We start from the raw sequence: 12,005 nt of genomic DNA, 5'->3' as shown, positions 1-12,005 counted from the left end.
GGGTGGTTACTTCTGGTCGGTGGTTTCGGCGCCGGTGCGGGCGCGGCGTTGGGCGCGGTAGCCGGCGCCCCTCTTCGGTTGGTCTTGCAGGTCATCGGTGGGCGTCCCCGGTTCGTGGTGGGGCTGCCGCAGCACTTGGCGGACCGCTTCCCAGGAGTAGCGGAAGTCCTTGCCGGTCTTGAGCGCGGGCAGTTGCCCGGCGTTGGCCATCCGGCGGACGGTCTGGGCCGACAGACCGAGCCTGGTCGCGAGTTCGGCCGTGGTGAGCACGTCGGGGTCGCGTCCGGTGGGCTGCTCGGTCATGGTGCCGGCTCCTGGGGTGTGGGTCACGGTAGGTCCCTCTCAGTGTGGCGAACGGGTGCGGCGGAAGCACGTTCTTCGAGTTCATGACACGCGCCCAACATCTTTGACGATGCTTGCGCTCCGTAATTATGCCACGTACGGTGATCGCCACACCACTCACAGCAGCAGATCGGGGGTTCGCGGTGTTTCCACACCACAGACCACACAATCCGAAACACGCCATGCCGGACGGATCGACCAGGGTCATGCCGGCCCCAATGCCCGGAGATCCGGGCAGAGCGTTGCGGAACCAGTTCACCGGGAGCTCGGACGGGTCGTCACCGAGCGGGGGCCTTGGACGTCCGGGCACCATGCCGGGCGGGCAGCGCCGTGACCTTGCGTGGGCCGGCGGACCACCAACGGGCCGACCTGCCCAACAGCCGCCCCCGATGCACGGCCGTGGTGACGGGCGGTCGGGCGGGACGGTGCTGGTCGGCGCGCACGGTGGCGCGGGGGTCAGCACGCTGGCGCGGCTGATGTGTCCGGCGCGGGACATGGGTGCGGTGGCCGGGCTGCTGCGCGAGGGCCGTCCATATGTGCGAGCCGAGGGGCCGGTGGTGCTGGTCGCCCGAAACACCGTGTCGGCTGCCTGGCACGCGACCCGCGCCGTGACCGCGATCGACGCCGCGCGCGGTCAGGGCGATGGACACATCGCCGCGCTGGTCATCGTCGCGGACGGTGCCGGCCCTGAGCCCAAGGACGCGGCGGCGCGGTTCGGGCTGCTGCATGACCGGGTGTGCGGGGTCGTTCGGATGCCGTTCGTCCCCGAGTTGCGCCTCATCGACGACCCGGCGACCGTCCCGTTGCCGCGAAAGGTTCGCGAGGTGCTGGAGACCGTCTGGGAGCTGGCCCACTGCCGCCCCTGCCACTGACGAACAACCCCCTCACTATCGATGGAGGCGTCATGCCGATCAATTCGCTCGGTTCACTCTCGTTCCCACGCTTGCAGGCCCTGCCAATGTCCTTCCCGCACGACACTTCGCCGCCGGTGAAGATCCCTGATCCGCCGCCTTCTCCTCCGCCCGGCCTCGATACGAAGATGGACGTCCTGCTCTCGTGGGGCAAATGGGGCGTGGTCATCTGCGGTCTCGCGGGCTTGCTCATCTGCGCCGGGCAGATGGCGATCGGCCGTAAGAACCGCTCAGCGTTCGCCGCCGACGGCGCCACCGGAGTCCCGTGGGCGCTGGGCGGGCTGAGCCTGGCTGCCACCGCCGCTCCGATCGTGGGGGTGTTCTTCAAATGAGGAACCGGCGCATGGGCCCTCTCAACCTTCGCGGCATGGGGTCGCCGAAGACCAGGCGCGTCGCGGTCGTGGCTCTGGCGGGCGGCGTCCTGGTGTATGCGGCCTTGCACACCGGCGGGTGTACGGCCACTGACCGGATGAGGTCGGCCCCTATCCGGCTCCCCGTTCAGCCTGTCTCTCAGCTACAGCCCGCTCCGACGCTGTCCCTGGACGGTTTGATCTGGGACGACTACCAGGGGGTGCGACTGCCGCGCTCGGCTGAAGAGGGGCCGCATGACACGCGCAATGGGTTGGCGTTGGGGTTCTCCCGCACACCGCGTGGGGCGCTGCTGGCCGCGATCCACATCAGTGTGCGGGCGAATGCGCTGTGGGGTTCGGGGGTGTCCGAGCCGACGATCAATGAACAGGTCGTCGGGCCTGGCGTCGACGCGCTGCTGGCCTCCACCCGAAGCGTCTACGACCAGCAGCGTGAACCCGCCCCGGTGCCCGAGCGGGCATCGGTGGTGATCGAGGGATTCCGCTGGCTCGGCTACACCCCCGACACCGCGAACTTGGATCTGGTGTCGGCCGGTCCCGGCGACAGCGATTCGACCGTTCGCGCCGCCACCAGGATCGGGGTGCAGTGGCGCGAGGGCGACTGGCGGGCGGTCGCGCCGCTGGGTGGCGGCTGGGGCGGTTCGGCCTATCCGGTCGAGTCGCTGGACGGCTTCATCCGCTTCCCCCAAGGGGGCCGCTGATGACGTTGCTCCGGCCGGCGCCGTGCGCGTCGGTGCTGGATCCGCAGTGCGTGCAGAACGTGGACAAGGGCGATGGTCACCCGTTCGGGCCGCCGATGCCCGATATCCCCGCCATGATCGGCGGGAACGTCCTGGATGAGATGGCCAAGGCGTTCCAGTCCGCGGTGGGCTGGTTCGTGTCGAACACCGCCTCCTGGTGGGTGAAGTCGCCGTCGCCGGACCTGGAGAACGAGTCCGCGGTCGGCCTGATGCACCAGCTCATGCAGCCGATCACGATCGCTGTCGCGATGATGGCGTTGCTGATCGTGGCCGGGAAGATGACGCTGGCACGCAAGGCCGATCCGCTGATCGACGCTGGCGGGGGACTGGTGGTGCTGGCGACGGTCACCGCGATCGGGGTCCTGCTGCCCGATCAGTTGCTGCAGTGGGGCGATACCTGGTCCGAATGGGTGCTGGAGGCCGCCTCCCAGGGCGACTTCGCCGACCGCATGAGCAAGATCGTCACTCTGCCCAGCGGGATACCCGCCGGGGTCGTGGTCATCATGAGCCTGGCCGCCCTGCTCATTGGCATCGTCCAGGCGATCCTGCTGCTGTTCCGCCAGGCCGCGTTGATCATCCTCGCCGGGGTGCTCCCGCTGGCCGCGGCGGGCATGATCACCTCGGCGACCCGGCCGTGGTTCAAGAAGGTCACCGGCTGGGGGCTGGCCCTGATCTTCTACAAGGCGGCGGCCGCGGCGGTGTACGCGACCGCGTTCGTGCTCATCGGTGACGGCAAGGACCTCCAGGCCGTCCTGATGGGGTTCGCGATGATGCTGATCAGCCTCATCGCCTTTCCGGTGCTGTTGAAGTTCTTCGACTGGACCACCGGGGGCCCCGAGTCCAGCAACGGCGCCGGCATCCTGTCCGCGGTCCTGGGTGGGGCGACCGCGCTCGGTGCTCTGCGTTCCTTCGGCGCAGGCGGTGGGTCCGGCGGAGGCCAAGGCAACTCGGCCGGGGAGCACGCCGACTTCCTGAACCAGCAACTCGGGCAAGGCGCCCACGGTGAAGGGCCGTCCGGAGCACAGCCCGCGCACGGTGCCCCGGACGCCTCCGCAACAGACCAGCCCACCGCTCCGACCCCCTCGTCTGACGAGCACGGCGCTCCCAGCGGGAGTGATCAGCCTGCGGGCGGTGACCACCCCGCCGGACGAGGCGACGGCGGCGACGCGGGCTCTCCTAACGGCCAGCAGGGCGGAAGCGGCGAGCCGGTCGGCCCGGCCATGGTCCAGACATGGAACCGAGAACGTCGCCGAGGCCCGGACATGATCCGGTGGCTGAACAAACCCAGCGGCACCGGCGAGGCCGGCGGCCCGACCGGCGCCACCGACGCAGGAGGAGGTGGCGGTGGTGGGGCATGAAGTCCGCACCTACGGAGGGTGGCGTCGCCGGCATGGCATCGGCCTGCTGGGAATGGACACCACGGCCACGTTCATCGCCCTCGGCACGGCGATGGTGGTGATCGCGTCCGCCGCGCTGGTACCGGAAGCGCTGCTGTATCTCCTCCCGCCCGCACTGATCGCTGCAGCGTTGGGCCTGGTGCGTGTTGGCGGGGTACCGGTGGCGCGGCTGCTGTTGGCGCGATGCCGCTGGTGGTGGGGGAGTCGGCTGCACCGTCACCAGTACCGCGCCGGGGTGGTGGTCGACCACCCGCGTGCTTTCCAGCTCCCCGGGGTGCTGGCCCCGCTGACGCTGCTCAGCGCCGAGGACGGCTACGGCGGCCGGTACGGAATCGTGTGGGACCGCCGCACCGGGCTGCTCACCGCGACCATGCGAGTCGTCCCCGCATCGACCTGGCTCGCCGACCGCACCGACGCAGACTCGTGGGTCGCGTCCTGGGGCGGATGGCTCGCCTCCCTCGGCCACCTCCCGATGGTCCGCTGGGTGACCGTCACGGTGGACACCGCGCCAGATCCTGGCTCGACGTTGGCCGACACGGTAGGCCGGGCCCTGGTCCCCACCGCGCCCCGCGCCGCCGTTCAGATCATCAAAGAGCTGGTGAGCAGCGCACCCGCGGCGGCAGCCGACGTCGACACCCGGGTCTCCATCACCTTCGCCCCCCGGCTGTCACCCTCGTCGCCCAAGGGTTTGATGGACGCGGTCGGCGACCTCGGGCGCACCCTGGACGGGCTGTCCTCCTCCCTGGCCGGCTGCGGGGTGATGGTGCTGGGGCGGGCGAGCCCTGCGGAGATCGCCGGAACGGTCCGTACCGCGTTCGACCCGCACGCCCGTGGCGAGGTCGACCGGCTGCTCGCCCAGCACGGCTCCGAGGAGATTCTCGGCTGGTGCGACGCGGGCCCCGTCGCCGCGACCGAGCACACCGGCCACTACGAGCACGACGGCGGCACCAGCGTGTCCTGGGCCTGGCACGAACCGCCACGTCAGAACGTCCGCTCGGACGTGTTGGCCCGCCTTGTCGCCCCCGGGCCGTTCCCCAAACGCGTCACGTTGCAGTACCGGGTGCTGCCCGCCGCTGCGGCAAGCCGCACTCTCCAGCAGGAGGTGAACGCCGCGGCGTTCCGAGCCCAGTTCCGGCGCCGTACCGGACGCGACGAGACAGCGCGCGACACCTGGGACTCCGCCCGCGCCCGCCAGGCTGCCGCCGAAGAGGCCATGGGCGCCGGGGTCTGCCTCATCTCGCTCTACGCGACCGTCACCGTCACCGATCCCGCCCACCTCGACCGCGCCACGGCGCACGTGGAGGCCGCTGCCGAGTCGGCAAAGATCCGACTCCGTCGCCTCTGGGGCGGGCAGGCCACCGGCTTCGCCACCACCCTCCCGTGCGGAATCTGCCCACCCGAACTCGCCCACCGCCTCATCCACTGAACGAGGACCTGACCATGATCCGAAGTGTCGAAGCCGAGGCGATGTCGGAGGCGTTGGCGCCCGCGTGGGGCTGGAAACAGCCGGGCGGCGGGCGGGCGATGCACGTTGAGCCGTCTCCGGAGTTCCAGGCGACCACGATGCAGGCCTGCGGTCTGTACCCGTTCACCGCGGGATCGGGAACGCCCACGGTGGGGACACCGATCGGCCGTCACCAACTCTGGGGCGAGGTCGTGTGCCTGGACCCGCTGGCGTGGATGCGCGCGGGGCTGGTGACCAATCCGGGGATGTTCGTTCTCGGGCAGCCCGGAACGGGAAAGTCCACCCTGGTCAAACGCCTGGTGACCGGTGCCGTCGCGACCGGAACGACGCCGATCGTGCTGGGAGACACCAAGCCGGACTACACGATGCTGGTCGACTATCTGGGCGGACAGGTCATCCGCGTCGGCCGCGGTGTCGACCGGATCAACCCGCTCGACGCCGGGCCGCTCGGCCACGTCCTGCGCACACAGACCGGCGTCCGCGGCGAGGCTCTGCGGTGGGAGGTGCGGGGACGGCGGCTGGCACTGCTCATGGCGCTGTGCACGCTCGTCCGCGAGTCCCGGATCACCAACGCCGAGGAGGTCGTACTCGGCCGCGCGGTCGATCTTTTGGACCGACGGCTGGAGCACGAGCCGACGGTCCCCGACGTCCTGCGGGTGCTGGAGGAAGGACCCGCCGAGCTTCGGTCGGCGGCCAGAACCGACGCGGTCGACACCTACCGGGACCGGACCAGCGAGCTGGTCTTCACTCTGGACCTGTTGTGCAACGGATCCCTGGCAGGCGTCTTCGACGCCCCCACCACCCGGCCTCTCGACCTGGACGCGCCCGCGATCAGCGTCGACATCTCCCGCGTACGAGCGGCAGGGGACAAGCTGCTCACCGCGGCCATGTTGTGCACCTGGGCGTACGCCTTCGGGATGGTCGACGCCGCCGCCGCGCTCGCCGACCTCCATGCCGGCCCGCGCCGCTCCTACCTCGGGGTGATGGACGAACTCTGGCGGGCGTTGCGCGGAGCACCCGGGCTGGTCGAGCACGCCGACGCGCTCACCCGCCTCAACCGCGCCAAGGGCATGGCCTCGATCATGGTCACGCACTCGCTCGCCGACCTGGACGCCATGGCCACCGAGGAGGATCGCGCCAAGGCCCGGGGTTTCGCCGACCGTTCGGCGATCACCGTGCTGGCCGGGCTGCCACCGCGCGAGCTAGTCCGCGTCCACGAGATCACCCCGCTCACCGGACCCGAGCAGCACCTGGTCACCTCCTGGTCCGCGCCGGACTCCTGGCAGCCCGGCATCCGCCATCCCGGACGCGGCAAGTACCTGATCAAGACCGGTGAACGTCTCGGGATCCCGGTCGAGCTGTCGCTGGTCGGGGCGGAGAAACGGCTCTACGACACCGACCAGGCCATCAGAGGCGACACATGACCCGGGCGCTGGGGCCCCGCCCGTCGATCTGGCACACCGGCGCGACCGGCGGATGGATGATCCTGGCCGGCTGCTGGGCGCCGATCGGCCTCCTCTGGATCGTCTGGGCCGCCGCCCGAATCGCAGCGTTCGTGGCAGGCGGGCACGTCATGGTCTTCGGGACCGACTTCGCGGTGGCCCTCGCACGCCGACAAACTCATGCGCTGTGGCCGGGCACCTCCACACCGCTCGTCATGTTCGTGCTGCTCGTTCTCGTGTGTGGGCTGGTCGGGGTCGTGTGGACGGTATGGCTGCGCACGGCGTCCCACCTCCTTCAGCCCGGAGACCCCATAGCGGCCCTTGCCGACAACCCAGGTTTGGACGCCCTCAAGCCAGCAGCATCGGCAAGCAAGGCGGTCGCCTTGCGCCGCTCGCTGCACGACACAAAGCCAAATCGGCTCGCGCCCGATGACGTCGGCTTGGTGCTGGGCGAGGCCTTCCAGCGGGGCCGGCAGGGCGGGGAGACGCTGTTCGCCTCGTGGGAGGACACGGTGGTGGCGTTCATGGCGCCGCGGTCGGGCAAGACCACCACCCAGAGCATCCCGCACGTCCTGTCAGCACCCGGCCCCGTCATCGCCACCAGCAACAAAGCCGATCTCTGGTCGGCGATCGCGACCCTGCGCGCCAAACGAACAGGCGGACGGATCTGGCTGTTCGACCCGCAACACATCACCTACCAACCACAGGAATGGTGGTGGAACCCCCTCGCCGAACTACGCACCGTCGAAGAAGCCCACCGCCTCGCCGGACACTTCGTCCTCACCGTCGACGACGGACAAAAGAAAGACCTATGGGGACCCGCCGCCCAAGACCTGCTCTGTGCCCTCCTCCTCGCCGCCGCGACCTCCGCCCGATCCCTGCACCACGTCGCCGGATGGCTCGACGAACCCGCCGTCCCCACCCCCATCGAACTCCTGCACGACGCCGGATTCGACCTCATGGCCTCATCGCTGAAAGGCACCCAGAACGGCGCCGTCGAGACCCGCGACGGGATCTACCAGACCGCCCGCACCGCCGCGAAATGCCTCCGCGACCAGGAAATCCTCACCTGGGTCACCCCGAACAAGAACCTGCCCGTATTCGACCCCGGCGCGTTCGCGACCTCCCGCGACACCCTCTACCTACTGTCCAAGTCGCTGTCGGCCGCCGCGCCGCTGATCGCCGCGCTCACCGACACCACCATGCGCGCCGCCGAACATCACGCCGAACAAGCCGGCGGACGCCTCGACCCGCCCCTGGTCGTCGCCCTCGACGAGGCCGCCAACATCTGCCGCATCGCCGACCTCCCCCAGCTCTACTCCCACCTCGGCTCACGCGGCATCATCCCCGTCACCATCCTCCAGTCCTACGAACAAGGCATCACCGTCTGGGGCGAACCCGGCATGGCCGCCCTCTGGGGCGCCGCCACCCGCAAAATCATCGGCGCCGGCATCGACTCACCCCGCCTCACCCGCGACCTGGCCACCCTCACCGGACAACACGACGTCCCCGTCCGATCCCTCACCCACGCCGACGGCCGCACCAGCGAACAAATCTCCCTACGCCGCCAAGAAATCCTCGAAGCCGCAGACATCCGCGCCCTCCCCACCGGCACCGCACTCCTCCTGGCCACCGGCACCAAACCCGCCCTCATCCACCTCCGCCCCTGGTACCGCGGACCCCACACCGCAGCCATCAACCGCGCCATCAAAGCCGCCGAGACACAAATCGCCGACGGCGCCCGCCGCCACCACGACCGGCCTCGGACCATCGACGTGCACAAGGAAGAACCATGACCTGATCCGCTGCGCCTATCGGACCTGAGCGCGATCGAACCCGTATCCACGCAGCAAAGAAAGGAGTCACCCTTGAACACCCTGACCAAGGAGAAGCATGTCGACCGAGATACAGCAGGACCAGCAGAACGTGCCGGGCAACAATGCCTCTCAGGGCACCGCACCCGATCAGCCCAAACCTCGCTACCCGACCATCGACGCGTGGCTGACCTGCCACTTCATCCCGATGTACCGGCGCACCCTCGGTGGTGAATTCCGCTGGTGTGCGCAATGGTGGCGGCACGCCGAAGCCATCTCTCGCCTCACCTCCCTCTGGTACTCGTGGGAGGCGATGCGCCTACAAGGCGCCACCGGCATCAGCCTCTGGTACCGAGACCACCTCGACCACCAACTCCCCATCCTGCTCGGCCCTCGTGGACCCTTCTACCAATGCACCGAAGCCGAGCATTTGGACCCGCACAAAGCGGCGGTCGCTCCATTGCCGACCGGCTGGCTGGCCGGCTCCTGAACTCACACCCACCCGTGGAGGATTTCCATGAACGATCACATCGCCTATGTCACCAGGCAGCTCCAGACGGCCGATTCGCTGCCCGCGATGATCACGGCCACGCTCGTCGGCCTTGAGCTGATCGAGCGGGCCATCCTGCTGCTGACGCAGATCGCGCCGGACGAGTCCTATCCGGCCTATGCCACAGCGCTGGCAGAGGCGACCGACGCCTGGTGGGCGTTCTCCCAAGCACCCTCGGTGTCCTATCCCGACGGAGCTGATCCGCCCGCCGGCGACGACCACCGCGAGTTCGCCAGACGGGTCGACGAACTCGTCACCGCGGTGACCCGGGCCCTGCTCGGCACGGTCAACAAGGTCACCGACCCTGCCGACCGCATCGCCTGCCTCGCCGCCGCCCAGCATGTCGGCCACGTCCACACCGCGCTGAGCTGAGCTGAGGAAGCGAGATGCGCGACACCTGCCCCAACGCGCTGCACGTCGACAATGCCGCGCACGCGCTCCGCGCGTATGAGCAGGACGTGTTCCGCAACGAGATGTCGGCCCTGGACGGCGATGCCTCATACACCAAGGCGCTGATCAGCGGACTGCTCTGCGACATGGAGCACCTCGCGACGGCTCAGGGCATCGACTTCGCCGAAGCCGTCGCCACCGGCCACGAGCTCTACGCCGACGAGATCGCCGTGCACGTCCACCACCAGCTCGGCCCACAAGCGCGAGGAACAGCCCTCCGCCAACAGGGCCCGCGCCGCACCGCACCGCATAGGCCCCGTGTCGGGCCGTCCACCGCGCGTGGTCCGGATCCGCACATCCACACACAGGAGAACGCCATGACCAGCAACACCGAGCCGGAACACGAGGACGTACGCGGCACCTGGTTCGCCGAAATCCTCAACGAGACCCTCAACGATCTCGCCTACGCCGAACGCGTCATCACCGCCTTCGCCGACCGCACACCCGACGGGTTCATCGCCTGGGGCATGGCCGAGGAACACGCGACACAAGCCCGCCAGGCCCTCACCCAGGCACCGATTCTGCGAGGCACGTCGCCACAGGTCACCGACGCGACGCCGACCGCCGACGCCCTCCACGACCTGGCCGCCAATGCGGCCCGGAATCTGGTCCGCGCCGCCGAGCTCGCCGGCGACCCCGACGACCAGCTCGCGTGCCTCCAAGCAGCCCTGCACGTCGGCCGGCTCCGCGACGACCTCCGGTAGCGTCCATGGCCACCTTCGGAGACATGGCCTCGATCGCCGCCGACCACCTGAACGAAGTCAGACGCGCACTCCAAGCGCCCGACGCCCCAGCGCAAGCGCGCCAAGCCGACACATCCGCCGAACTAGCCCGGCTCACGGGCGTGTTGGCCCGCTACACCGACCGGATCTCCATCGGATTCGGCGTCCCGTACACCGAAGGAACTGGCGTACGGGACGCCGCCCGCCGAACAAGCATCCTGGTCAGACAAGCCCAACGCGCCCTCGGTACCCCAGCAGAAAGCGAACCACCCACCGCGCCCCTGGCCGAACACCTCCGTGCCGGCTCCATCGCGCTCGGCTGCGGCCTGGACCTCCTCACCACCGCCACCGCCACGCCCGACGCCGCCGTCATGGCCGCTACCGACACCGCCCGATCCCTGCTTCACATGCTCAGCGACCACACCGCGACCGCCGCATACGTCGCCCGACACATGGACGCCCCCCACTCGACAGCCGCCGCGCCCCTCGTCCAAGCCGCGCTCCTCTCCCACACCTTCGGTCGGCGAAACGATCACGCCCCGGTCTCCGCTATCTCTCTCCAACGCGTTCCCGAACGCACTCCACCCGCCGTCGGCGAGGACCTCATCCACGGCATCCGCACCACCCTGCAACGCCTCAGCGATCCCGGCGTCACCGCCTCCAGCTCGGTATCGACGTGGCGCTACCTGTCCAGATCCGCCGCCATCACCTGCGATATCAGCGTCCGCATCATCAAACAGCTGGCCCTACGCATGCGCGACCTGAACGAACATGACCACGCCGACGCGCTCGACCGAGCCGCGATCACCACTCGGAGAACCGGCGCCAAATGGAGAACGATCTCCCGGCGCTGGACCGCTTTCACCGGCCAGTACGGCACCCCCGCCACCGGCCCCGTCCTGGACACCTCCGACCTCGTCGTCCGCCTCGGACGCCTCGTCTACCAAGCCCCCGACTGGACCCCAGGCCCCCGGGCCTCCTACCGGCTCACCCCACCTGAACTTCTCGCCCCCACCATCACCGACATCACCCACATCAGCGCCGCCGCCCTCAAGGCCATCGACACCTACGCCACCATCGCCGACCACCACCGCACCGCCGTCAACGACATCGCCGTCCTCGACGTCCTACGTAGAAGCCCGCCCAACCAATCCTCCCTGCGCTCGTCCGCCCGAGTCCGTGAACTCCTCACCCTGTACAACGCTCTGACGGTCCAAAGCCGACACACGATCACCACCCTTGGAGAAGTCGCCCAAACCATCAGCGCGAAGAACGGAACCGTCGAGCAGGAGATCGCACTTCTGCTCCACCGCAACACGACACCCGCCCAACAACACCCAGGCAGCCTGGCCGCGACCGACTTCCCTGCCCCGATGGCGGAATCCCTTGCGACCACACCGGCGATCGATGCGCTGTCTCCCACCACCGCACGGTCCAACCGCATGCCAAAGAGCGGGAAGCCGGCCGGAATATGAGCGGCAGGCCCCGCCGGATCAACCGGTCAGATCGCGGCCTCTGAGCTCCGCACCAGCACCTGGGCGAAGGTGTGGCCGAGCGAGGGGCTCGCGCGCTGAGTCACCTACCCTCGCCGCTCCCAGTACTGGAGCGGATCGCGGTGAGCAGGTCCGACCACTGCCGGCGAGATAGGAACAGCTTCGCACCCTGTGGGGCTTTGCTGTCGCGGACTGCGACGTGCCATCCGGTCTCGGCGACCTCGACACAGTCGGCGTCGCCTTGGCCACTGTGGCTGCTCTTACGCCAGGCTGTCGGCGCAGGCTCGTGCGGGTCGAGATCCACCAGGTGT

13 protein-coding genes are annotated in these 12,005 nt (G+C 69.3%); 11 read left to right on the top strand and 2 right to left on the bottom strand.

Annotation, left to right across the window (positions count from 1 at the left end; all coding sequences use genetic code 11):
• Positions 1-6 precede the first annotated feature (6 nt).
• Entirely contained in the window at positions 7-303 is a 297-nt protein-coding gene (locus QP090_RS01055; RefSeq protein ID WP_285936513.1) for a helix-turn-helix domain-containing protein, read from the bottom strand.
• Positions 304-731: 428 nt separating this feature from the next.
• Here QP090_RS01055 and QP090_RS01050 point away from each other — a divergent pair, with 428 nt between their 5' ends.
• The 11 genes from QP090_RS01050 (at position 732) to QP090_RS01000 (ending at position 11,676) form a co-directional block, all read left to right on the top strand.
• The gene (locus QP090_RS01050) at positions 732-1,214 is read left to right on the top strand and encodes a hypothetical protein (RefSeq protein WP_285936512.1); all 483 of its coding nucleotides are present in this window, start codon (positions 732-734) and stop codon (positions 1,212-1,214) included.
• Positions 1,215-1,246: 32 nt separating this feature from the next.
• Positions 1,247-1,585 carry a hypothetical protein gene (locus QP090_RS01045; protein WP_285936511.1) on the top strand — a complete coding sequence of 113 codons (339 nt, stop codon included), beginning with the start codon at positions 1,247-1,249 and terminating at the stop codon, positions 1,583-1,585.
• Positions 1,582-2,322 carry a DUF8175 domain-containg protein gene (locus QP090_RS01040; protein ID WP_490393310.1) on the top strand — a complete coding sequence of 247 codons (741 nt, stop codon included), beginning with the start codon at positions 1,582-1,584 and terminating at the stop codon, positions 2,320-2,322. Before QP090_RS01045 ends, QP090_RS01040 begins: the two co-directional genes overlap by 4 nt.
• The gene (locus tag QP090_RS01035) at positions 2,322-3,719 is read left to right on the top strand and encodes a hypothetical protein (RefSeq protein WP_285936509.1); all 1,398 of its coding nucleotides are present in this window, start codon (positions 2,322-2,324) and stop codon (positions 3,717-3,719) included. Before QP090_RS01040 ends, QP090_RS01035 begins: the two co-directional genes overlap by 1 nt.
• Positions 3,706-5,184: an SCO6880 family protein gene (locus QP090_RS01030; RefSeq protein WP_285936508.1), complete on the top strand. Its 1,479-nt coding sequence runs from the start codon at positions 3,706-3,708 to the stop codon at positions 5,182-5,184. Before QP090_RS01035 ends, QP090_RS01030 begins: the two co-directional genes overlap by 14 nt.
• A gap of 14 nt (positions 5,185-5,198) precedes the next feature.
• On the top strand, positions 5,199-6,647 hold the full coding sequence (locus QP090_RS01025; RefSeq protein ID WP_285936507.1) for a hypothetical protein: 1,449 nt from the start codon (positions 5,199-5,201) through the stop codon (positions 6,645-6,647).
• Positions 6,644-8,461, top strand: a complete 1,818-nt coding sequence (locus QP090_RS01020) for a type IV secretory system conjugative DNA transfer family protein (RefSeq protein WP_285936506.1) — start codon at positions 6,644-6,646, stop codon at positions 8,459-8,461. The genes QP090_RS01025 and QP090_RS01020 overlap by 4 nt, the downstream gene beginning before the upstream one ends.
• A 97-nt stretch (positions 8,462-8,558) precedes the next feature.
• Entirely contained in the window at positions 8,559-8,969 is a 411-nt protein-coding gene (locus QP090_RS01015; protein ID WP_285936505.1) for a DUF4913 domain-containing protein, read from the top strand.
• Between the two features lie 27 nt (positions 8,970-8,996).
• Entirely contained in the window at positions 8,997-9,401 is a 405-nt protein-coding gene (locus QP090_RS01010) for a hypothetical protein (RefSeq protein ID WP_285936504.1), read from the top strand.
• A gap of 14 nt (positions 9,402-9,415) precedes the next feature.
• Complete coding sequence (locus tag QP090_RS01005) at positions 9,416-10,183, top strand: hypothetical protein (RefSeq protein ID WP_285936503.1); 768 nt, start codon at positions 9,416-9,418, stop codon at positions 10,181-10,183.
• Positions 10,184-10,188: 5 nt separating this feature from the next.
• Positions 10,189-11,676: a hypothetical protein gene (locus tag QP090_RS01000; RefSeq protein WP_285936502.1), complete on the top strand. Its 1,488-nt coding sequence runs from the start codon at positions 10,189-10,191 to the stop codon at positions 11,674-11,676.
• Between the two features lie 100 nt (positions 11,677-11,776).
• On the opposite strand, the gene QP090_RS00995 is transcribed toward QP090_RS01000, so the two are convergent.
• Positions 11,777-11,998, bottom strand: a complete 222-nt coding sequence (locus QP090_RS00995) for a DUF397 domain-containing protein (RefSeq protein ID WP_285936501.1) — start codon at positions 11,996-11,998, stop codon at positions 11,777-11,779.
• Positions 11,999-12,005 lie beyond the last annotated feature (7 nt).

The organism is Actinomadura xylanilytica (genome assembly GCF_030283145.1).
Lineage (GTDB): Bacteria > Actinomycetota > Actinomycetes > Streptosporangiales > Streptosporangiaceae > Spirillospora > Spirillospora xylanilytica.
Note: the sequence above shows the minus strand (reverse complement) of the source record. Positions and strands in the feature narration are given on the sequence as shown.

Coding starts and splice junctions, on each gene's coding strand:
- QP090_RS01050 (WP_285936512.1), top strand. CDS start 732: ATGCACGGCCGTGGTGACGGGCGGTCGGGCGGGACGGTGCTGGTCGGC.
- QP090_RS01035 (WP_285936509.1), top strand. CDS start 2,322: ATGACGTTGCTCCGGCCGGCGCCGTGCGCGTCGGTGCTGGATCCGCAG.
- QP090_RS01005 (WP_285936503.1), top strand. CDS start 9,416: ATGCGCGACACCTGCCCCAACGCGCTGCACGTCGACAATGCCGCGCAC.
- QP090_RS01010 (WP_285936504.1), top strand. CDS start 8,997: ATGAACGATCACATCGCCTATGTCACCAGGCAGCTCCAGACGGCCGAT.
- QP090_RS01055 (WP_285936513.1), bottom strand. CDS start 303: ATGACCGAGCAGCCCACCGGACGCGACCCCGACGTGCTCACCACGGCC.
- QP090_RS01040 (WP_490393310.1), top strand. CDS start 1,582: ATGAGGAACCGGCGCATGGGCCCTCTCAACCTTCGCGGCATGGGGTCG.
- QP090_RS01020 (WP_285936506.1), top strand. CDS start 6,644: ATGACCCGGGCGCTGGGGCCCCGCCCGTCGATCTGGCACACCGGCGCG.
- QP090_RS01025 (WP_285936507.1), top strand. CDS start 5,199: ATGATCCGAAGTGTCGAAGCCGAGGCGATGTCGGAGGCGTTGGCGCCC.
- QP090_RS01000 (WP_285936502.1), top strand. CDS start 10,189: ATGGCCACCTTCGGAGACATGGCCTCGATCGCCGCCGACCACCTGAAC.
- QP090_RS01045 (WP_285936511.1), top strand. CDS start 1,247: ATGCCGATCAATTCGCTCGGTTCACTCTCGTTCCCACGCTTGCAGGCC.
- QP090_RS01015 (WP_285936505.1), top strand. CDS start 8,559: ATGTCGACCGAGATACAGCAGGACCAGCAGAACGTGCCGGGCAACAAT.